Source organism: Mucilaginibacter frigoritolerans, from assembly GCF_007830615.1.
Taxonomy (GTDB): Bacteria; Bacteroidota; Bacteroidia; order Sphingobacteriales; family Sphingobacteriaceae; genus Mucilaginibacter; species Mucilaginibacter frigoritolerans.
Genome location: NZ_VLLI01000009.1, coordinates 26,458 through 48,157 on the forward strand (window position 1 = coordinate 26,458; position 21,700 = coordinate 48,157).

Sequence of the window (21,700 nt, forward strand, 5' to 3'; positions counted from 1 at the left end):
ATATATGGTAAGGTTTTGAAACCCATTAAATCCTTTTTTTGTTATATTTGTAATCTTGATAATTCAAGGCAAAGTTAATTGAGATTATAAGATATAAAGAATATGGCGATTAAAATCACCGATGAATGCATAAATTGTGGGGCTTGTGAACCTGAATGCCCAAACAATGCTATTTATGATGCAGGCGCTGCATGGCGTTTTTCTGATGGTACAGGTTTAAAGGGGTTGATTGATTTTGGAGATGGCAATACATTAAATGCCGAAGAAACTCAGGCTGCCTTATCTGATGATATTTATTATATTGTACCTGATAAGTGTACCGAATGTGTTGGCTTTCATGACGAGCCGCAATGTGCAGCTGTTTGTCCGGTTGATTGCTGTGTGGATGACGAAGATATTCGTGAAACTAAAGAAGAGTTACTTGCTAAAAAAGAGTGGCTTCACATTAATGAATAATAAGTAACTACATTACGATATAAAGGGATGGTATTAATGTACCTTCCCTTTTTTTGTATAAATTCACAGGCTTAACCAATTTTTTTCAGTTAGTTCCCTCTATGGAATATGGTATTTGTAATCTTTCGGTTATCCCATTAAGGGCCGAGGATAATGACAGAAGCGAGCAGGTATCGCAGTTATTATTTGGTGAGATATTTGAAATTGTGGAATGGAAAGCGAATTGGGTGAAAATAATTACAACTTTTGATAACTATACAGGTTGGATTGGCCGCTTACAATTTATAATGATTGGCCATTTAGCTTATAAGCAATTTAAAGAAACTCCTCCTCCTTTAACCTATCGCCCTGTTACACAAGCATTAAAAACGGCGAACAACAGCATTTTGTATTTACCAATGGGTAGCTCACTTGCATTTTTGGAAGGAACAACCTGTAATATTGGTACTGAAAAATTTGAAATAATAGGAGAAATTGGTGAAACAGAAAGTTTGGTAATTACAGCAAGCTCATACTTAAACACACCTTATTTGTGGGGTGGACGTACCCATTTTGGTATTGATTGTTCTGGTTTTACGCAGATGGTTTTCAGGCTTAAAGGAGTAAAATTACTGCGTGATGCCAGTATGCAGGCCGAACAGGGTGAAAAGGTAGATTCTGTACAAAATAGTAAGCTAGGCGATTTAGCATTTTTTGACAATGCTGAAGGAAAAATAGTACATGTGGGAATTATATTAAATACAGAATTGATTATTCATGCATCAGGAAAGGTTAAAATAGATACGATTGATGAAAAGGGTATCTATTCGGAAGAATTAAAAAGATATACTCACAAATTGCGGATAATTAAACGTTTCCTTTAATCATCAAAAACAATATCCCATACTATTATCTTTTTATCATCGCTAACAGAAATTAGCTGATTGCCATTCCAGCAGATTTTATTAACCGATAATGCATGGCTTTCCATGCCTTTTTCACGACTGATTATTTTGTAAAGTTTAAAATCATCAGCGCCCCATATCTTTATGCCTTTATCCATACTTCCAGTGGCAAAATAAGGTAACTCCGGATGAAATGCGATAGTATTTACCGCAAATAGATGGGCAGGAATATTTTGGATTAATTCATAGGTTATGGCTTCCCAAATTTTAATTTGCGCATCACGACCACCGGTTACCAGGTAATTTCCATCGGGAGAATATTGAAGGGCAAAAACAGACATGGTGTGGCCGTGAAGTATTTTGATTAATGCATAATCTTCGGTATCATAAATACTTACCTGGTTATTTCGACAGGCAAATGCAACTCTTTTTTCATCTGGTGAGATACTGATTGCACGTATAGTATCATCAGAAACTTTTATAGCATGTATAAACTCCAGTGTTTCTATATTCCAGATGGAAACTTGTCCATCTTCAGAGGCAATCAATAATTCATTTTTTGACTTTACTGATTTAAGATCGAAAACGGGTGCATTATGATACTTCAGACTTTTAACAATAGTTTGTTTTATAAAATCAAAAACAAGCACCTCGCCACTTCGTAAGCCTGCAAACAACAGGGGATAGCCAACCGGACAATGTATTGCATAGACAGAGGCAGCAACCGGAAACATTACTTTTATAAAGGAATTTGTTTTTAAACTCCATTCAACTAAGCCCTTATCATTGCCACCGGTAAATAATATACCTGGCTTTTGAGAAAGCTCCAAAGTAAATATAGGATTGCCGTGCCCTGTTAATTCAGCTGTTTTCTGTACGGTGATCATTTTAAATCAGTGAGCTGCAAACTTATTTATGTCTTTCTTCCAGATTTTTTGCTATTCGTTCCAGATTAAGGCCTTTTTCTTTTAGAAGCACTATTAAGTGAAAAACAAGGTCGGATGCCTCATTAATAAGATCGGTTTCTGTTTCAGCAAGTGCGGCAATGACAGTTTCAACACCTTCTTCACCAACTTTTTGTGCTATTTTGTTTAGCCCTTTCTTCTGAAGTTTATTTACGTACGAGCCTTCTTTAGGGTTTGCATAACGGTCTGCAATAATATTTTCAAGTTCCAGAATGAAGTTTTGATTATATTCTGTTTGGAAACAACTGCGTGAACCGGTATGGCAGGTAGGTCCGTCGGGTTTAACCTTAATTAAAAGGGTATCATTATCACAGTCAATATGGATGCTTCTAACATGCAAAAAGTTATTACTGGTTTCTCCCTTTGTCCATAAACGATTCTTTGATCTGGAAAAAAAAGTAACAATATTTTCCTGAGCAGTTTTATTATAAGCTTCCTCGTTCATGTAGCCAAGCATTAATACTTCTAATGTTTGCTCATCCTGTATTACTACAGGTACAAGACCGTTTGTTTTGTCGAAATCAATATTCATATTTTTATTTTTCGTCATTATCTGCGCCAACGCAGACAACAAGTTAATGGTAAAAGATTATATTTCTCTTACCTCAATGTTATTTTGCTTCAATATGCTTTTTAAATCAGGTATTAAAATTTCACCATAGTGAAATACAGAAGCAGCTAAAGCAGCGTCCACATTACTTTGCTCAAATACATCTACAAAGTGTTGAACAGAGCCTGCACCTCCTGAGGCAATTACAGGGACATTTACACTATTATTAACCTGTTTTAGGAAAGTGGTATCAAAGCCATTCTTTGTACCATCATGATCCATTGAGGTAAGCAATATTTCACCGGCTCCTCTACTTTCAGCTTCCAGTATCCAATTCAGAGTTTCTTTTTCGGTAGGTAAACGGCCACCATTCAGGTGTACAATATTTTTATGATTAATTACTCTAGTATCAACCGCAATAACAACAAACTGTACACCAAATGCTTTTGCTAATTCATCAATTAAGGCAGGATTGCGTACGGCTGCAGAGTTGATAGATATTTTATCGGCACCGGCGTTTAAAAGAGCATCAGCATCGGCAATTTCATTGATGCCACCACCAATAGTAAAGGGGATATTAATTTGACGGGCAACGGCTTTAACCAGCTCAACCATTGTTTTACGACGCTCAACTGTAGCTGTTATATCCAGAAACACCAGTTCATCTGCTCCCTGATTGGAATAATTCCAGGCCAGTTCAACGGGGTCACCGGCATCTCGAAGATCAACAAAGTTTACACCTTTTACGGTACGACCGTCTTTTACATCAAGACAAGGGATGATTCGCTTTGCTAACCCCCCCCGCCCCCTGAAGGGGGAGCTGATTTGCTTGTTAATTTGTTCCAAAACGTACTCTAAATTATTAAATATCTGTTGGTTCGTGAATCTCAATATACGCAAACCTTGTTGTTCAAGAAACTATTGTTTCTCCAAGTCATTTTTTATTACCTCAGGTAATTGATGGATAGTCCCATCCACTTCAATCACGAGTTTATACTGATGACAATAAAAATCTGCAATATAACTTCCAAGAGGATGTGTTGTCTCCTGAATTTTGCATTATCTATTTTGATATTTAAATGGCTCCATAGCATGTTTTCTGCAGGAGTCATATTATATCTTAAAGCCTTAGCATTCGCAAATATTTCAGGATTAGCCCCCAGAAACAATTTCTTTTTCATTTTAACTTATGCATAAGTATACGCATACAAGTCAGCTCCCCCTTCAGGGGGCCGGGGGTTATATGGAAATAAGAGATTCCAAATTCCAGTTTTTTATTTCTTCGATGCTAATGTGACCTTCATAAATTGCTTTACCAACCACGCATGACTCAACTTTGATATTGTTTAATTTTTCAACGTCTTCCATTGAGCTTACACCGCCAGAGGCAATTAATTTGATAAAAGGAGAATGATCAAGCAGTTTTTCATAAAGTTCAATACCAGCACCGGCTAATTTACCATCCTTATTAATGTCTGTACATAAAAAGCGGAAAAATCCAAGAGCCAAACATTTATCAACGTAATCCATTAATTTAATAGGAGAACTTTCCATCCAGCCGGAGTATTTAATTACTTCGTCTAAAACATCAATGGCAATTACCACCTGATCTGAGCATTTGCTTGGGCCGCATAGTGCCTGGCTTAATTCCTTTAAAAATGGCGGATTAGTGAGTGCCTGTGTACCTACAATAACGCGGTGAACACCTGCGTCAATCAATTCTTTAACCTTATCAATACTGCGTATGCCTCCACCGTATTGTACCTTCATGTCTGTTTTTTTAATTACATCAAAAAGGTATTGTTGATTTGAAAAATCATTTTTAGCACCGTTCAAATCAATAATGTGAATGAAATTAGTGCCATTTGACTGGTATCGGTGGATCATTTCCTCAAGGGAAACATCATATTCGGTGACCTGCTTGTAGTCGCCCTCGCGTAGGCGAACCACTTTTTTGTCTAGAATATCAATTGCAGGAATAATGTACATGTCTTTAAAGTTTTGAGAAGTTTTTTAGTAACGTTTCACCATAAGCACCTGATTTTTCGGGATGGAATTGCACCCCATAAAAATTGTCCCTCCAAATTGATGCCGAAAACTTGTTATTATAAATTGCTGATGACAGTGTAAAGGTATTATCAAATTCAATAAAATATGAATGTACAAAGTAAAAATGTGATCCGTTAGGAATATTTTCAAAAAGTGGATTCTCTCTTTCAGGATAAACCTGATTCCACCCTGTATGTGGCACTTTATATTCGGTACTATTTGCAAACCGCATGGTTTTTATAGGGAATATTTTTAATAAATCAGCATCACCCTCTTCAGAGTAAGAAGTTAATAATTGCATTCCAACACAAATACCAAGGGTTGGTTTTGTTAACGATTTAATTTTAGGTACAAGTCCTGTATTTTCCAATTTATGCATAGCTGCGCCGGCATGGCCAACTCCTGGAATAATATAGCGATCATATAAATCGAAATCATCCTCCTTGTTAATCATTCCATAAGGAATACCAAGGCGTTCTAACGCTGCAGTAAGTGAAAATATATTTCCAGCTCCGTATCGAATTATACCTATCATCAGTTTGCTTTATCAGTTAGTAGCAGGCTTTGTAAAAGTCGACAATTGCAAACTGTCAACTTGAAACTGTTTACTACAGTAGTCCTTTTGTACTTGGTAACACCATGTTATTAACATCTCTTTTTACGGCCATTTTAATAGCCTTTGCAAAAGCTTTAAATATAGCTTCTATTTTGTGATGTTCGTTTTCACCTTCAGCTTTTATATTCAAATTGCATTTAGCAGCATCAGAGAAAGACTTGAAAAAATGGAAAAACATTTCTGTTGGCATTTCACCAATTTTTTCTCTTTTAAATTCCGTTTCCCAAACAATCCAGTTTCGCCCGCCAAAATCAATTGCAACTTGTGCCAAACAATCATCCATCGGTAAGCAAAAACCGTAACGTTCTATCCCTTTTTTATTACCTAAAGCTGCCGCAAAAACCTCGCCCAAAGCTATACCTGTGTCCTCAATAGTATGATGCTCATCAATATGCAAATCACCTTTGGCAGTTACTTCCAGGTCAATACCTCCATGGCGAGCTATCTGATCAAGCATGTGATCGAAAAAATGCAGTCCTGTTGATACTTTTGCTTCGCCCTTACCATCTAAATTCAATTTAATATGAATATCCGTTTCTTTTGTAGCCCGGCGATGCTCAAATACGCGTTCACCCAATTTTAAAAATTCATATATCTTTTGCCAGTCGGTAGTTTCCAATACCACAGCTTCTTTTACTATTGCAGCCTCATTGGGGTTGTTAAATTCATGACTACCCAAATTAGAGTTATCATTGAGCCATATGGCCTTTGCACCTAAATTATGAGCAAGCAATACGTCATTTTTACGATCACCAATGGTAAATGATCCCTTCATGTCATACTTTTCGGAGTCTAAATACTTAATCAGCATTCCGATTCCCGGTTTACGCGTTGGGGCATTCTCTGCTGGGAATGTTTTGTCGACACAAATTTCTGAAAATACGACACCTTCATTTTCTAATGTTTTAAGAATGAAGTTTTGCACTGGCCAAAACGTATTTTCAGGATATGAAGCAGTACCTAAACCATCCTGGTTGGTAACCATTACCAGCTGAAAATCCAGCTCGTTAGCTATTTTAGGGAGATATTGTAAAGTGCCGGGATAAAACTCCAGCTTGGCAAATGAATCAATTTGCTCATCCACAGTTTCTTTTATAATGGTACCATCACGGTCAATAAACAATATTTTTTGAAGCTTGCTCATTTATAGTTTAATAGGGATTGTAGTAATAAGTTATTTTCTTCAGGAGTACCAACGGTTATACGTAAACAGCCTTCACATAATTCAACTTTTGAACGGTCACGTACAATGATTCCTTTTTGTACCAAGAAATTATAAATACCACGGGCGTCAGTAGTTTTTACAAGGATAAAGTTAGCATCAGAAGGATAGATATCCAGCACAAAATCAAAATCTTTTAATCCCAATACTAGCCTGTCTCGCTGATTTAAAGTTTCTTTTATCCAATTATTTACCTGATCAACATTAGCTAAAGCCTGCAAAGCCAATTGCTGGGATGCTTCGTTTACATTATAAGGAGGCTTTACTTTGTTCATTACCTCTATAATCTCTTCGCTTGCAAAAGCCATCCCAACACGTAAACCGGCAAGCCCCCAAGCTTTGCTTAACGTTTGTAAAACTACCAGGTTGGCGTATTCGGTAAGCTCCTGTATAAAGGTTTTTTGACGACTGAAATTAATATAGGCTTCATCAACAACTACAATTCCATTGAAGTTAGTCAGCAGCGTCTCCACATCCGAGCGGTCTATCGAGTTTCCAGTAGGATTATTGGGTGAACAGATGAAAATTAGTTTGGTGTGAGCATCAATAGCTTCAGCTATGCCTTCCAAATTAAGCTGATAATCTTCAGTGAGCGGCACGTTACGGGCTTCCACATCATTGATGTTAGCTGATACCTGGTACATTCCATAAGTAGGGGGAACCAGTACAACATTGTCGACACCTGGATTACAAAAACTGCGGAACAGGATATCGATTGCTTCATCGCTACCGTTACCCAGAAATATATTGCGAATTGGCAACCCTTTAATCTCACTTAAACGCTTCTTTACCTGATATTGTAAAGGATCAGGGTAACGATTAAACTGTTGTTCTAAGGGTGAGCCAAAAGCATTTTCATTGGCATCTAAAAAAACGCTTGCTTCTCCCTGGTATTCGTCTCGTGCGGATGAATATGGGACTAAGCGTTTTATATTTTCTCTTAATATATTATCTATACTAAACATTTTTTTTATTTTTTTGTCATTGATGAGCTTTTATCTATGCTTGTAGTAGGTATTATTACTTAGCGTCTCACTATGAAATTTTTTATTTATTTAATCTAACACTTACTGCATTTTTATGGGCATGCAGGCCCTCCAATTCCGCTAGCACCTCAACTGATGGGCCAATGTTTTTAATTCCTTCAGGAGTAATGTGCTGGAAAGTGATCTTTTTTACAAACGAGTCAACCGACACACCAGAATAAGCTCTTGAATAAGAACTTGTGGGTAATGTATGATTTGTGCCAGAAGCATAGTCACCTGCACTTTCAGGTGTTAAGTTACCTAAAAACACCGAGCCTGCGTTGATAATAGCCGGGGTAATCAGCTGCCATTTTTCGGTGGCTAAAATCAAATGTTCAGGGGCATATTGATTGCTGAAAGTCATAGCTTCGTCCAGATTTTTTGTTATCACGATGTATGAATTATCCAAAGCTTTTTTAACAATCTCAGCCCTTGGTAGAACGGGCACTTGCTTTTCAACTTCAGCTAAAACTCCTGCTGCTATTCCCTTGGATGTACAAACTAATATAGCCTGGCTGTCAATACCATGTTCGGCCTGTGCTAAAAGATCGGCAGCAACAAAAGCCGCATCAGCGCTATCATCAGCAATTACCAAAACTTCTGACGGCCCGGCGGGCATATCAATAGCTGTTGTAGTGGTTGATTGAATAATAGTTTTAGCTTTGGTAACAAACTGATTCCCAGGGCCAAATATCTTGTCAACTTTATTTATACTTTCCGTACCATAGGCCATTGCCGCTATTGCTTGTGCGCCCCCTGCAAGAAATATTTTTTTAATACCTAACATTAGGGCCACCTGAGCAATAAAAGCATTTACCTTACCATTTTTTTGTGGTGGAGAGCATACTATAATTTCATTACAACCCGCTATTCGTGCTGGTATGCCCAGCATTAAAAATGTACTCGGCAATACAGCACTACCACCTGGGATGTATAAACCCACTTTTTCAATTGCCCTTAACTCGCGCCAGCAGGTTACGCCTGGCATGGTTTCTACCTTATCCTCAGTTTTGAGTTGAGCTTTATGAAATTTATAAATGTTATCATAGGCTGTTTGTAGTGCCGCCTTTTGTTTAGCAGATATGGTAGAAGCAATTTCTTCCAGTTCTTCTTTAACCAGATATAGTTTATTCAGCTCTACCTTGTCAAATTTTAATGCGTAGTTTAACAAAGCGCTATCACCATGTTTGTTAACATTGGCAATAACGTCTTCCACTATGGTTCGAATCTCATTCGCTGGATCAACATTTCGCTGTACCAGTTTCCTGATGTCATCAGTACTCAGGTCTGAATAATTGTATGTCTTCATTTCAGTTAGCAGTTTTTACTTTACAGTTTGCAGTTCTCAATTGTTAGCTCATTCTGCCAACTGAAAACTGTTTACTGCCCACTATAATATAATCTTTTCAATCGGCATCACTACTATACCCTGTGCACCAGCCTGCTTTAGCTGACTTATCCTGTCCCAAAAATCGCGTTCCGGAATAACGGTGTGTACAGCAACCCAGCCTTCTTCGGCTAAAGGTATTACAGATGGGCTTTTAACCCCCGGTAGTAATGCAGTAATAGCGGCCAAATTATCTTTTTGCACATTTAATACCACATATTTGGTTTCTTTTGCTCTTAATACCGACTGAATACGTTGGATCAATTCCTTAACCAATTCTTCATTTTCGCTACCAACACGACCGATTAGCACTGCTTCTGAAGACATTACATCGGCAAATGGTTTTAACCCGTTGCTTTTTAACGTTCCACCGGTAGAAACCAAATCACAAATGGCATCGCTAAGGCCTAAGCCAGGGGAGATTTCAACAGAACCAGATATAGTACGTATATCAGCTTGTATACCTCTTTCTTTTAAGAACTTACCTAATATAGCAGGGTAGGTTGTTGCAATGGATTTACCATCAAGTTCTGAAAGATCTTTAATGTCATAAGTATTAGGTACAGCTATTTTTAAAGAACATTTACCAAATCCAAGGCGCTGCAGGTAACTTACTTCTACTTCTGTTTCCTCTATAACATTTTCACCTACAATACCCAGGTCGGCAATGCCATCCTGAACATATTCGGGGATATCGTCATCACGCAAAAAAAGAATTTCGAGTGGAAAGTTAGAAACAGGGGAGATAAGCGAGCTTTTATAATTTTCAAAATTAAGGCCGCAATTTTTTAATAATTCAACGGATTTTTCGTTGAGCCGACCCGATTTTTGGATCGCTATTTTAAGTGTTTTCACTGAATGATTTTAAGATACTATAAATAAAAAAGAATTAGCCGGGGCGTTATTTCACGTAGAAACATACATTTATCTGATCACCACATGGTGGTGATGGTTCAGATGTGAATGATGTAACGTATATGCCTTCATTTTTTTATCTAGTAATACTATAGATGAGTTGTGCAAATATAGACAGTTGTTTATTAAATCAAAATAAATTTTTTGTTAGCAGATTAAGCCAGATCATAAATAATTAATGGCATTTGGGCCCTGGTTAAATAACAAGTCAACAATACTCATGTTTTTTAAAAAGCCTTTTCGATCTTCAAATACCTGAAAATAAGTTTTTTGATTAAAATCTATTTCTTTTTTTGGATGGATAGAGCTCCTGAAATCTGCCAGCTCCGGATAGGCTGCTTCATAACTATCAGTATATTTTATTTCAATCTTCAGCTTTAAAGATTTTAAAATAAACTGCAACAATTGCTCATTATAATCGAAAAGAAAAGGATATTTCTTTTCATAAAATATGGCAAACTCATCTTCATAATATTCAAAATAAGCTGAACGGCGGTAGCATGCCTGTAAGCTTAACCAATGCAGGCGCTGCCACTCAAAATCATAGCTTATTTTAACATCTTTAATCTTTGTGTGATTTTTAGAGCCTTTGCTTACAGGCACAACCAGTGCAAGCGTACCATCAGGGGTATATACATTTGCCCGGTTCCGGTAAGTTTGTTTTGGGAAATGTTCTTCTCTTTCTATCAGTATATCAGGCTTATACCTGTTAATGTTTATAAAATATTCAACAGGTGGAAGATAAAACATAGGGAACACAGCGCCTTTTTCAATCATATATTTTATGTTTGTAGCTAAAATTCGACGAAAATAATGATAAAAAAAGGGCTTTCAAGGTTAGGTACATTCTTTTTATACCTGGTGTCACTATTGCCTTTTTGGATTTTGTATCTTATTTCGGATATTTTATTCGTAATTCTATACCACATTACCCGTTACAGGCGTAAGGTTGTAAAAGAAAATCTGGCCAATTCTTTCCCCAAAAAAACAGAAGCAGAGCGTAACACCATAGAACGGAAGTATTATAAATACATGGCCGACTTAATGGTTGAGACAATAAAATCAGTTAGTATCTCAGCAAAAGAAGTGCAGCTCCGGATGAAGGTAACTAACCCTGAGCTGATAGATTATTACTTTAATCAGGGAAAAAGCATTATTGCTGCCGCAGGGCATTATTGCAATTGGGAAATGGCTACATTGAGTTTTGGTTTTCTTACTGATCACCGTAGAGTAATTGTTTACAAGCCTCAATCAAACGTAGTTTTTACGGATTTCTTTAATAAAACGCGTTCGCGATTTGGTGCCACTATGATTTCAATGAAACAGACCTTACGTAAGTTTATTGAATTTAAAAATGAATTGAGCTTTAATGTGCTGGTATCAGATCAAACGCCAACAAGAGAAGATGCTAAATATTTTACAACATTTCTGAATCAACCTACTGCGGTCTTTCTCGGAATTGAGAAGTTAACAAAGGTAATAAATTGCAGTGTTATTTTTTATCGCATTGATTTGGTAAAAAGGGGGTACTATACCTTTACCTTTGTACCTTTAATTGATGAACCACAAAATACACAACCTTACGAGATCACAGAAGCACACGTGAGATATCTGGAGAATTTAATAATTGAAAAACCTGAATTTTGGCTTTGGTCGCACCGGAGATGGAAAATTAAGCCGGAGGATGTAAAAAAATGAGTTATACGCCCAAAGTTGCCGTTGTTATTTTAAACTGGAACGGTAAAAAATATCTTCAACGCTTTTTACCGTCTGTTTTATCATCTGTTTGGCCAAACCTGGAAATAATAGTTGGCGATAACGCTTCTACAGACGATTCTATTGCATTTTTAAAGCAGGAATACCCATCAGTGACTATTATTGAGAATGATGATAATTATGGCTTTACAGGTGGTTACAACAAAGTACTTGAAAAGGTAGAGGCTGATTATTATATCCTGCTTAATTCAGATGTTGAAGTTGCCCCTGGATGGATTGCGCCTGTAATTAATTTAATGGAAAGTGATCCAAAGATTGCAGTAGCAGCGCCAAAGATAAAAGCATTTGATCAAAAAGGATATTTTGAACATGCCGGTGCTGCAGGTGGTTTTATTGACTACTTAGGCTATCCCTTTTGCCGCGGCAGGATGTTTTATGAAATAGAAGAGGATAAAGGGCAATACCAGCAATCAGGCGAAGTATTTTGGGCGACAGGTGCAGCTATGTTTATTAAACAACATTGCTGGCGCCAGGCAGGTGGCTTTGACGACCGTTTTTTTGCACACATGGAAGAAATTGACCTTTGTTGGCGACTGAAAAATATTGGTTACAAGGTTATGTATTGTGCAGAATCAGAGGTATTTCATTTGGGTGGAGGGACTTTGAATGTGGAGAATCCTTTTAAAACTTACCTGAATTTTAGAAATAATCTTTTGCTGCTTCAAAATAATCTTCCGTTTTGGCGAGCTACTGGTACAATCATTATTAGAATCTGGATGGACCTTTTAGCTATATTCCGCTTTTTGGGAGAAGGTAAACGCAAAGATGCCTGGGCGGTAAGCAGGGCACATCAGAATTTTGTGTTAAGTCTTTTTAAAAAGAAAAAGCCCGTGATTACTGGTCACAGGCATTATCCTTTAAGTTGTATTTATAAAGATAGTTTAGTTTGGGATTTCTTTGTTAAAAAGAAACGCCATTTTACTGATCTTACTCAGGAGGATTTTCTTTAGTATCTTTTCTCTCCTTTTTATCGGTTTTCTTTTCAATATTCTGTAATGGTACGCCGTCAGGGAAGTGTACAAAAACATTATTTTGGGTTGATGGCAATTTGATTTCCTCTTTGCCTACTGCCTGGTAAATTTCTGAAAGGATACGGCTTCTTAGCTCGCTTGTTGCGCTTATATCAGCCACCCAAAACAAAATTTTAAACTCAACAGCACTTTCCGTTACTCCATTCACAAACACGGCCGGGCTTGGGCTGTTCATGATATCATCACGATTAGTTAATAAACCTTTAAGAACGTTTTTAACCTTTTCTATATCAATACCATAGGCAGCTATAACCTTCAGCTCAATCTGCCGGTTGCTGTTACTCAATGTCCAGTTAATTACCTGGTGTGAAATCAGGTCGCCGTTAGGAATAATAACTTCAGAGCCATCTCCTGTTACTAATTTGCTTGATCTTATACCAATTTCCTTCATAGTACCGGTATGGCCATCAACAGCCACCACATCACCAATATTGATCGGTTTTTCAAATGCCAAAATTAAGCCCGATACCAAGTTGTTTACAATATTCTGCAAACCAAAACCGATACCTACACCAAAGGCACTAATAATAATGGTTAACTTATCTAAGGGGAAGCCTGATGCTGCTACAGCAAGTAAAAAACCAACTGAAAAAACCGCCATCCTGATAATAAGGGCAGAAGTCCGGTTCTTTTTCTTGGCTACAGAAAGGTCGGTAACACGCTGTGCGGAAACATCATATAAATAGCTGATTAATTTAGATGCAATTGAAGATAACCAAATTACAAAAATGAATATAACAAAGCCACCGAAAGTAAATGTAGCACCACCAATAGTTCGCGAATCATCCAAAATATCACCGATTGAGTCTCTGGCCCAATCGTCAATATTCAGATTTTGCAATAAGAAAAACAACCAAAGGAGTGAAGCTGCTACTACAAGAGTGTTTTTAAATTTCTTTTGTACCAGGTTGTAATCAATCCAATTAATGATGCTGTTGTTATCTCTTTTAATTTTAAACTGCAAAAACAAGGCTTGAATAATGATATTAACTACAATAAAAAGAATAACCAGCATCCATAAATTAAATACCGCAGTTATCCCAAGTATTTTTGCCAGACTAAAACGCCCTGTCATGTTAAGCAGGAATGATAAAACCTGTAAAACGATGAAAATTTGTGTTGCCAGCGTTGCATAAGAAAGATCCTTATCAGTAGTTGTCTTTATTTTTTTGTAGAACCGGTACCCGCTAATAATGGAAATAATACTTAATACAAAAACTGCATATCTGTCAATATTTGAGATAGAGATAAATAAGTTACTGACTGCATAAGCAATATACAGGCATAAAAGCAGCGTTAAAAATCTAAACACAGTTTTTGAAACTTCTGGCTTGATCAGAATCAATGACAATAAAATGGATGCAAATACAAGTATCTCCAAAAATACGGTTGGTGGATGATCGTAAAAGAATGGTATTAGCGTCGTCGCTATTAATATTGAAGAAACAAATGGTTTTTTACCTATATAATTAGCTTCACTAAATATAGCCCAGGGATCTTCATTATGTTTTAAAATTCTCGCCCGTGTATAAAGTATCCATATTAGAATCAGAACAAAAAATGCAATCCCTATAAAATGTGTGGCCGTTTCGCTTTTGAGAAAGTAATTAAATAACAGTGTATTTAACTTAATGGTACTTTTTAAAGCGGGTTTAAAGTCATTATACTGCGTATCAGGTAACCATATATAGCTTGATTCACCTGAAATCGCTTTTAAAGCAAATCCTCTTATTTTGGCATCTATCTGATCGTTTTCGTCCAGAATTTTGGTGTAAGAAATCGCAATTTTATCCTGTAGCAAATTAACACTGGTTAACGCTTTACGATTAGTGGAATCTGTTTTATGCCATAACTTTTTTACTTCCCTCAGTTGTAAAAAGAAGGTTTTTCTAACAACACTGTCTGAGGGAGTAGTTTTTAATATGGTATCTTTAAAAAACTTAAGCAGGTCGGACTGATTTTGCACCAATTTGGTATTAATATCCTGTAAATCAGATTGCCAATCATCTAATTTACCCTGCATGTGATCAATATTATCACGAAGCACAAACAGATAACGCAAGGTACTTGACTTATGGGTATTAGCTACAGAATCAATTTTATTTATCCTTTTTACAATGGGAGGTAATTGCTGGCTCACATCAGTAGTATCCAACCCAGCAGATAAGCTGTTTTTTATCTGATTAAACGAGGTTGTATATTGTTCAATCCTTTGTAATAAACTACTTATGGAAGTATCTGATTTATTAAGCGATCGCATTACCGAATCGCGAAAATGAATGGCATGCCTTTCGGCTTCTCTTTTTGATAATGCTGCCTTTTTAGTTTTGGTTTGAGAAAAACCATCAATCGAATAGAAAACTCCGATCGACAAAATAAAAAGGGTAAAAACTTTAAGGTATCTGTTCATATTTTTATAAACTAAATAAATATAAGTTAAGCTGAAAAGTTTTCAATGGCCAAACGGTAAGAATCCATCCCAAAACCAGCAATTACTCCTTTGCAGCAGGCGGCCAGCATTGAACTATGTCTGAATTCTTCTCTTTTATAAACATTAGAAATATGCACTTCAATTACCGGAGTGTTAATAGCAGCAATAGCATCGGCAATGGCAATTGAGGTATGCGTATAAGCACCAGCATTTATCACAATACCATCATAGCTAAAGCCAATTTCATGTAGCTTGTTTATAATCTCGCCTTCAACGTTGCTTTGGTAATAGCTGATTTCAATGTCGGCGAAACGTTTTTTTAATTCTTCTAAGTAGGTTTCAAAATTAGTATTGCCGTAAATTGATTTTTCACGAACCCCCAGCAGATTTAAATTTGGGCCATTTATAATTTGTATCTTCATCAGCTCAAACTTAAATAAAAACATTAAAAAAAATCAATTGGATTGGCATTCAGCAATAAAAGGTTTTCAATCGTATTTAAAGTTAGAAAAATCCCTGTCAAAAAATTCTATTGAAGCTTATAGTAGGGATATAGATAAACTTTATCAGTTCGCTGATAGTCAATTAATTAAAATACAACCTGAAAATATTACTTTAATTCATTTACGGCAATTTATTGTATGGATTAACGAGTTGGGTATGATCCCTTCTTCACAGGCCAGGATATTATCTGGTATAAAATCTTTTTATAAATACCTATTGATGGAGGATCTGATCAAGAGCGATCCATCAGAATTACTGGAAGCGCCGAAAATTCAGCGTAAGCTTCCGGATACTTTAAGTTATATAGAAATTAATAAGCTCATCGATGCTATCGATGTTTCAAAGCCTGAAGGGGCGCGTAATAAAGCCATACTGGAAGTTTTGTATGGCAGTGGGCTTCGGGTATCGGAATTAACGGAACTTAAATTATCAAACCTTTACCTCGATATTGAATTTATTAAAGTAACCGGAAAAGGAAGCAAAGAACGCCTAGTGCCCATTGGCGGTTCTGCAGTTAAAGCTCTGAAAATTTGGATCGATAATGTAAGAGTGCACTACCAAATAAAAAAAGGAGAGGAGGATCTTGTGTTTGTTAACCGGCGGGGCACAAGGTTAAGCCGGGTATATATCTTTATGGTAATTAAGCAATTGGCTATAATTACCGGAATAAGCAAGACCATTAGTCCTCATACCTTTAGGCACTCATTTGCTACCCATTTAGTTGAAGGCGGAGCCGATTTACGTGCTGTGCAGGAGATGCTTGGGCATGAAAGTATTACTACTACCGAAATTTATACCCATTTGGATAGAGAATACTTAAAAGGAACAATTATTCAATTTCACCCTCGCAGCTAAAACGAATTAAGGGGCATCAGCGAAATCATCTAATCATTAAAATCAGTGGTCAGCCTTTATCATCCTGTCTCTACCGCTCATATCTTTTCTTAATTCAATGTTTTTGAACGATTTATCTTTTAACATATTAATGGTCTCTTCACCATAGCTTTCATTTATCTCAAAAAATAATACCCCCCCTGGATGCAAGTTTATCAGTGCAAAATCGGCAATGGCTTTATAAAAAATCAAAGGATCATTTTCCGGAACAAATAAAGCCGTATGGGGTTCAAAATCGGTTACATTGCTATGCATCTGGGTTTTATCGTGCAGGGTAACGTAAGGTGGATTACTTATTATAATTGAGAATTTAGGGACTTCAGACTCTGAATAGCTTAAAATATCCTGTTGAATAAAATTTACTTCTACCTGGTTAAGTTTGGCGTTGATCCGGGCTATATCCAAAGCATCGCTAGAAATATCAATAGCCGAAACCTCAAACCCTGATAAATTCTTTTTTAGGCTGATAGCAATACATCCGCTCCCGGTTCCAATATCTAAAATACTGCCTACAGGCACCTTTTTATCTGCTATAGATTGAAGTAACCATTCAACCAATTCTTCCGTCTCAGGCCTTGGTATAAGTACAGCTGAATTAATATAGAAGGGTAAGCCATAAAATTCAGTTTTGCCTAAAATGTACTGTACCGGCTTCCCCGTTTTTAATTCAGCTAAAATATTATCTACTTTTCCGGCCACCTCATCTTTTATTTCTGTTTCCGGAAATGCCTTTATTTTCGCTTTTGATAAATCAGCTATTTCGCTGATAACCAATAAAGTGATTGCTTCAATTTCATTAATATCATAAAGGGGCTGAAGCTCTTTTTTATAATCAGCAAAAACATCCTTAATAGTTTTCATGCAACAAAGTAACATAAAAGCTACTTTTGCAGCATGGTTCAGCATGAAATATTTATGCATCGCTGTCTTGAACTGGCAGAATTGGGTAAAGGATTTGTTAGTCCTAATCCCATGGTTGGTGCCGTTATAGTCCATAATGGATTAATAATAGGCGAGGGCTATCACCATAAATATGGCGAGGCACATGCCGAGGTAAATGCTGTTAACCAGGTTATAGCTAAGTTCAATAATTCAGTTGAATTGTTGAAAGAGTCAACTATATATGTTTCTTTAGAGCCCTGTGCTCATTACGGCAAAACCCCTCCGTGTTCTGATCTGATCATTAAACATCGCATTCCGAAAGTGGTAGTGGGTTGCCGCGATCCGTTTGACCAGGTAAATGGTAAAGGTATTGAAAAGCTGGAAGCTGCCGGAATTGAGGTAATAACCGGGGTTTTGGAAGAGGAGTGTAAATGGCTTAACCGGAGATTTTTTACACGAATTCAAAAACACCGGCCATACATTATTCTGAAATGGGCACAAACGATCGATGGTTTTTTTGCTCCGGAAAACGGTAGCCAGCATTGGATAACCGGAACTGAATCACGTAAATTGGTACATCAATGGCGCAGTGAAGAAGATGCCGTACTGGTTGGTAAAAACACTGCCATGATTGATAACCCTCAATTAAATGTACGCAATGCTAATGGTAAATCTCCCAAAAGGGTAGTTATTGACCGGAAACTGGAACTCAGTAAAAACTTAAACCTGTTTGATCAATCGGTAGAAACATTTGTATTTAACGAGATAACAACTGACGTTGATGGTAAAATTAAATACATTGCACTGGAGGACTTTGAGCGTTATGTTCCACAGTATATTTTATTTCAGTTATACCTTCAGGATATTCAATCCGTTATTATTGAAGGAGGGGCTTTTACATTAAATAAATTTATTGAGGCTGGATTATGGGATGAAGCTCGTATTTTTACTGGAGAAAATAATTTAAATAAAGGAATAGTTGCGCCTCAAATATCTGGTAATACTTCTGTCGAATTTTCAGTAGGATCTGATAAATTTAGAATATTTTATAATAGTTGATTGCTTAAAACTATTTAGTCTGATTGGCGTATTTAAATACTTTAGTTGATTAATTAAAATAACATCAACCTTACAACCATCACATGATATACATTTTACTAAGCATTTGCTGCAGTGTTGTTGTTTCTATAATGCTAAAATTAGCCAGACGTTATCATATTGATGTTTATCAGGCCATTACCTGGAATTATTCAATGGCTATATTTCTAAGCTGGATTTTTCTGAAGCCCCAGTTACAAAATTTAAAAGATGCTCCTTTTTTTAGCTATTCATTATTAGCCTTATTGCTTCCTGCATTGTTTGTAATATTAGCAACTTCTGTTAGGCTGTCGGGCATTGTACGGACTGATATAGCACAGCGATTATCATTATTAGTGCCTGTTATTGCGGCCTTTTTTCTTTTTGGCGAACAGATTACAGTTATTAAACTCATTGGAATTATACTTGGTTTTACCGCTATAATATGTTCTATTCCGTGGCAAAATAAAAATGCTGTTAAAAGAAAAAACTCCAATGCATGGGTTTATCTGCTCATTGTTTTTGCAGGCATGGGCTTAATTGACGTATTGTTTAAACAAATAGCTGCTTTTACCTTATTAAGCTACGGTACTTCACTTTTTATTGTTTTTGTTTTGGCATTTATCTTTGCCTTTACCGGTTTAATTTTTCAAGTATTAAATAAAACCATGCGTTTTTCATGGCCGCATATTTTTATCGGGTGGGTTTTGGGCGTGGCCAATTTTGGCAATATTTTATTTTACCTTAAAGCCCATAAAGCGCTGGCTAATCAACCATCAACTGTGTTTTCTGCAATGAATATAGGGGTAGTAGTAGTTGGAGCATTAATAGGGATGCTTATTTTTAAAGAAAAACTGAGCCTGCTTAATAAAGCCGGCATTGTAATAGCTATTATTGCCATTGTTATAATGGCGCAATCCTAAAGTTTAATGCTTTTTGACGATACTTACCGTACTATTGAAAAACCTGTTGAAGGTGTATTTCGTGATCGTGGCAGTAAATTTTTGGCCTTAGCTTACCCCATAAGTAATGAAAATGAGCTTAAGCATATTTTGCTCCCGTTAAAAAATGAACACCCGAAAGCTAATCATTTCTCCTGGGCCATCCGACTGGGGATTGACCGTTCTGTATTTCGTATAAATGACGATGGCGAACCTTCAGGAACTGCAGGTCGTCCCATTTTAAACACCTTGCTTTCCCATGATTTGACCAACCTGGTTGTTATTGTTGTACGCTATTTTGGCGGAACACTCTTAGGCGTACCCGGTTTAATAAATGCCTACAAAACTGCTACAGAAGAAGCGCTTAAGCTTGCCGTAATTATTGAAAAAACGGTGAATGATATTTATACCATTAACTTTGAATACCTGCAGATGAATGATGTAATGAAGATTATTAAAGACGATAATCTATCCATCATTAGCCAGACATTTGATAATAATTGCAGTATAACCGTATCTATCCGTAAAACCCAAGTAAACCAGGTTTTGGGTAAATTGAGTAAGATAAACAGTGTCCAGACAACGTATGATTATTCCCTATAAGATTGGCTCATAAAGCCTTAATATACCTATTCATATCATGAACTTTTATTCTCTTTTTTGCACCATAAATGTGTATTTTAGTCGGATATGCAATCTTTTGAAATAGATAAATCAGACCTGCTGCGCTTTGAAAAGGCGCTGGATGGCAATGATGCTGAATTAGAGAGCCTTCTGAAGGAATATCATGCTTCAGAGATTGCCTTATTATTTGAAAAACTTCCTCAAGAAGCTAAAGAAAGGATCATCAATATCCTTCCAACCGACGTTGCATCAGAAGTTATTGCAGAAATGCACGAGGAACAGGATCCTGGTGAGTTACTTATTGGCCTGCATCCTGAAAAACGTTCTGAAATAATTGAAGAGCTGGATTATGATGATGCAACGGATATTATTTCGCAGTTAGATGAGGATGAGCAGCAGGAGATATTAGAGGATCTGGATCAGGAAGATGCTGACAGTATCCGTGCCCTGTTAAAATATGATGAAGACACAGCCGGTGGCTTGATGGACTCGGAAATTGTTAAGGTAAACATTAACCTGGACAAAAAAGATGCACTGGATGAGATTGTCCGCCAATCAGAGGAAATGGAAGACTTTTACACCATTTACGTGGTGGATGATGGCGACATTTTGCAAGGTATTCTGTCTGTTAAATCTATTCTGAAAGCCAAAGCCGATGCACATGTGCGCGATTTGGTTAATACCGATTTTGTTTATGTAAAGGCTGATCTTGATCAGGAAGATGTAGCCAGCCTGATATCTCAATATAATTTGGCCAGTATTCCTGTTGTTGATGACAACATGAAACTGCTGGGCCGGGTTACGGTGGATGATATCATGGATGTAATGGAGCAGGAGAGTACTGAGGACATCCTGAAAATATCCGGTGTATCTGAAGATGAAGAATTGAGCGGTAACTGGAAGGATGCCGTAAAAAGCCGTTTGCCCTGGTTAATCATAAACCTGGGCACTGCTTATCTGGCAGCTTCCATCATACGTCAATTTGATGGTACTGTTGAACGTTTCCCCATTATTGCCGCTTATATGACCATTATTGCGGGTATGGGGGGGAACGCGGCTACTCAGGCATTAGCAGTAACTGTAAGGCGTATTTCATTAAGTGACTTAACAGATAAACAGGCTTACAATACTGTAATAAAAGAGTTTTTAGTTGGGCTGCTCAATGGTGCTGCTAATGGCATTATTGTTTTAATAATAGCCTATTTTTATGATGCTAACTTAAAATTGGGTTTGGTATTATTTTTAGCAATGACAGGTAATTTAATTGTAGCCGGACTTACCGGAGCAAGTATCCCCCTGGTGTTAAAACGCGTAGGGATTGACCCTGCTGTAGCATCATCTATTATTATCACCACATTTACTGATTGTGCAGGCTTTTTGCTACCCTTGTGGTTTGCAACTAAGCTGCTGTAAAACATTTTTTTTAGAAAACACAACTTATTCCTATTAAATACATATTTGAAAATTCAAT

General features: G+C 36.8%; 24 protein-coding genes. 9 read left to right on the forward strand and 15 right to left on the reverse strand.

Annotated features, from left to right (window positions below; translation table 11 throughout):
- Positions 1 to 102 precede the first annotated feature (102 nt).
- Complete coding sequence (locus JN11_RS15340; protein ID WP_144913954.1) at positions 103 to 456, forward strand: 4Fe-4S dicluster domain-containing protein; 354 nt, start codon at positions 103 to 105, stop codon at positions 454 to 456.
- A 101-nt stretch (positions 457 to 557) separates the two neighbouring features.
- Positions 558 to 1,319 carry a C40 family peptidase gene (locus JN11_RS15345; protein ID WP_144913956.1) on the forward strand — a complete coding sequence of 254 codons (762 nt, stop codon included), beginning with the start codon at positions 558 to 560 and terminating at the stop codon, positions 1,317 to 1,319.
- Here JN11_RS15345 and JN11_RS15350 read toward each other — a convergent pair.
- The 12 genes from JN11_RS15350 to JN11_RS15400 form a co-directional block, all read right to left on the reverse strand.
- Positions 1,316 to 2,227 (reverse strand): WD40 repeat domain-containing protein, encoded by a 912-nt coding sequence (locus JN11_RS15350; RefSeq protein WP_144913958.1) that lies wholly within the window; start codon positions 2,225 to 2,227, stop codon positions 1,316 to 1,318. The two genes, JN11_RS15345 and JN11_RS15350, sit on opposite strands and share 4 nt — an antisense overlap.
- A gap of 22 nt (positions 2,228 to 2,249) precedes the next feature.
- Positions 2,250 to 2,855 (reverse strand): bifunctional phosphoribosyl-AMP cyclohydrolase/phosphoribosyl-ATP diphosphatase HisIE, encoded by a 606-nt coding sequence (gene hisIE, locus JN11_RS15355; RefSeq protein WP_144913959.1) that lies wholly within the window; start codon positions 2,853 to 2,855, stop codon positions 2,250 to 2,252.
- 39 nt (positions 2,856 to 2,894) lie between these two features.
- On the reverse strand, positions 2,895 to 3,701 hold the full coding sequence (hisF, locus tag JN11_RS15360) for an imidazole glycerol phosphate synthase subunit HisF (protein ID WP_317131275.1): 807 nt from the start codon (positions 3,699 to 3,701) through the stop codon (positions 2,895 to 2,897).
- Between the two features lie 72 nt (positions 3,702 to 3,773).
- Positions 3,774 to 3,842, reverse strand: a complete 69-nt coding sequence (locus tag JN11_RS24775; RefSeq protein ID WP_394348829.1) for a hypothetical protein — start codon at positions 3,840 to 3,842, stop codon at positions 3,774 to 3,776.
- Positions 3,839 to 4,036 (reverse strand): DUF559 domain-containing protein, encoded by a 198-nt coding sequence (locus JN11_RS24680; protein ID WP_211360779.1) that lies wholly within the window; start codon positions 4,034 to 4,036, stop codon positions 3,839 to 3,841. The genes JN11_RS24775 and JN11_RS24680 overlap by 4 nt, the downstream gene beginning before the upstream one ends.
- 58 nt (positions 4,037 to 4,094) lie before the next feature.
- A complete protein-coding gene (locus JN11_RS15370; RefSeq protein WP_144913961.1) occupies positions 4,095 to 4,844 on the reverse strand; it encodes a 1-(5-phosphoribosyl)-5-[(5-phosphoribosylamino)methylideneamino]imidazole-4-carboxamide isomerase in 750 nt (249 codons plus the stop codon).
- A gap of 4 nt (positions 4,845 to 4,848) precedes the next feature.
- Positions 4,849 to 5,439: an imidazole glycerol phosphate synthase subunit HisH gene (gene hisH / locus JN11_RS15375; RefSeq protein ID WP_144913962.1), complete on the reverse strand. Its 591-nt coding sequence runs from the start codon at positions 5,437 to 5,439 to the stop codon at positions 4,849 to 4,851.
- Between the two features lie 73 nt (positions 5,440 to 5,512).
- Positions 5,513 to 6,664: a bifunctional histidinol-phosphatase/imidazoleglycerol-phosphate dehydratase HisB gene (gene hisB, locus JN11_RS15380; protein ID WP_144913964.1), complete on the reverse strand. Its 1,152-nt coding sequence runs from the start codon at positions 6,662 to 6,664 to the stop codon at positions 5,513 to 5,515.
- Positions 6,661 to 7,707, reverse strand: a complete 1,047-nt coding sequence (gene hisC / locus JN11_RS15385; protein WP_211360781.1) for a histidinol-phosphate transaminase — start codon at positions 7,705 to 7,707, stop codon at positions 6,661 to 6,663. Before hisC ends, hisB begins: the two co-directional genes overlap by 4 nt.
- Before the next feature lie 82 nt (positions 7,708 to 7,789).
- A complete protein-coding gene (hisD, locus tag JN11_RS15390) occupies positions 7,790 to 9,076 on the reverse strand; it encodes a histidinol dehydrogenase (RefSeq protein WP_144913968.1) in 1,287 nt (428 codons plus the stop codon).
- Positions 9,077 to 9,157: 81 nt separating this feature from the next.
- Positions 9,158 to 10,009, reverse strand: coding sequence for an ATP phosphoribosyltransferase (gene hisG, locus JN11_RS15395; RefSeq protein WP_144913969.1), 852 nt, complete (start codon positions 10,007 to 10,009; stop codon positions 9,158 to 9,160).
- Between the two features lie 225 nt (positions 10,010 to 10,234).
- Entirely contained in the window at positions 10,235 to 10,846 is a 612-nt protein-coding gene (locus JN11_RS15400; RefSeq protein WP_144913971.1) for a WbqC family protein, read from the reverse strand.
- A 36-nt stretch (positions 10,847 to 10,882) separates the two neighbouring features.
- Between JN11_RS15400 and JN11_RS15405 the strand changes: the two genes are divergently transcribed.
- Together JN11_RS15405 and JN11_RS15410 are read left to right on the forward strand one after the other, a co-directional pair.
- Entirely contained in the window at positions 10,883 to 11,767 is an 885-nt protein-coding gene (locus JN11_RS15405; RefSeq protein ID WP_144913972.1) for a lysophospholipid acyltransferase family protein, read from the forward strand.
- A complete protein-coding gene (locus tag JN11_RS15410) occupies positions 11,764 to 12,795 on the forward strand; it encodes a glycosyltransferase family 2 protein (RefSeq protein WP_144913974.1) in 1,032 nt (343 codons plus the stop codon). Before JN11_RS15405 ends, JN11_RS15410 begins: the two co-directional genes overlap by 4 nt.
- Here JN11_RS15410 and JN11_RS15415 read toward each other — a convergent pair.
- Both JN11_RS15415 and aroQ read right to left on the reverse strand, forming a co-directional pair.
- Complete coding sequence (locus JN11_RS15415; protein WP_144913976.1) at positions 12,773 to 15,286, reverse strand: mechanosensitive ion channel family protein; 2,514 nt, start codon at positions 15,284 to 15,286, stop codon at positions 12,773 to 12,775. The two genes, JN11_RS15410 and JN11_RS15415, sit on opposite strands and share 23 nt — an antisense overlap.
- Before the next feature lie 26 nt (positions 15,287 to 15,312).
- Positions 15,313 to 15,729 (reverse strand): type II 3-dehydroquinate dehydratase, encoded by a 417-nt coding sequence (aroQ, locus tag JN11_RS15420; protein ID WP_211360783.1) that lies wholly within the window; start codon positions 15,727 to 15,729, stop codon positions 15,313 to 15,315.
- Between the two features lie 37 nt (positions 15,730 to 15,766).
- Between aroQ and xerD the strand changes: the two genes are divergently transcribed.
- On the forward strand, positions 15,767 to 16,666 hold the full coding sequence (xerD, locus tag JN11_RS15425) for a site-specific tyrosine recombinase XerD (RefSeq protein WP_144913977.1): 900 nt from the start codon (positions 15,767 to 15,769) through the stop codon (positions 16,664 to 16,666).
- Between the two features lie 42 nt (positions 16,667 to 16,708).
- On the opposite strand, the gene prmC is transcribed toward xerD, so the two are convergent.
- Positions 16,709 to 17,566, reverse strand: coding sequence for a peptide chain release factor N(5)-glutamine methyltransferase (prmC, locus tag JN11_RS15430; protein WP_144913978.1), 858 nt, complete (start codon positions 17,564 to 17,566; stop codon positions 16,709 to 16,711).
- Positions 17,567 to 17,599: 33 nt separating this feature from the next.
- Between prmC and ribD the strand changes: the two genes are divergently transcribed.
- From ribD to mgtE, 4 genes are all read left to right on the forward strand, one after another.
- Entirely contained in the window at positions 17,600 to 18,646 is a 1,047-nt protein-coding gene (ribD, locus tag JN11_RS15435; RefSeq protein ID WP_144913980.1) for a bifunctional diaminohydroxyphosphoribosylaminopyrimidine deaminase/5-amino-6-(5-phosphoribosylamino)uracil reductase RibD, read from the forward strand.
- Positions 18,647 to 18,729: 83 nt separating this feature from the next.
- On the forward strand, positions 18,730 to 19,587 hold the full coding sequence (locus tag JN11_RS15440; RefSeq protein WP_144913982.1) for an EamA family transporter: 858 nt from the start codon (positions 18,730 to 18,732) through the stop codon (positions 19,585 to 19,587).
- A gap of 6 nt (positions 19,588 to 19,593) precedes the next feature.
- The gene (locus tag JN11_RS15445; RefSeq protein ID WP_144913984.1) at positions 19,594 to 20,208 is read left to right on the forward strand and encodes an IMPACT family protein; all 615 of its coding nucleotides are present in this window, start codon (positions 19,594 to 19,596) and stop codon (positions 20,206 to 20,208) included.
- 87 nt (positions 20,209 to 20,295) lie between these two features.
- On the forward strand, positions 20,296 to 21,642 hold the full coding sequence (gene mgtE / locus JN11_RS15450) for a magnesium transporter (protein ID WP_144913985.1): 1,347 nt from the start codon (positions 20,296 to 20,298) through the stop codon (positions 21,640 to 21,642).
- Positions 21,643 to 21,700 lie beyond the last annotated feature (58 nt).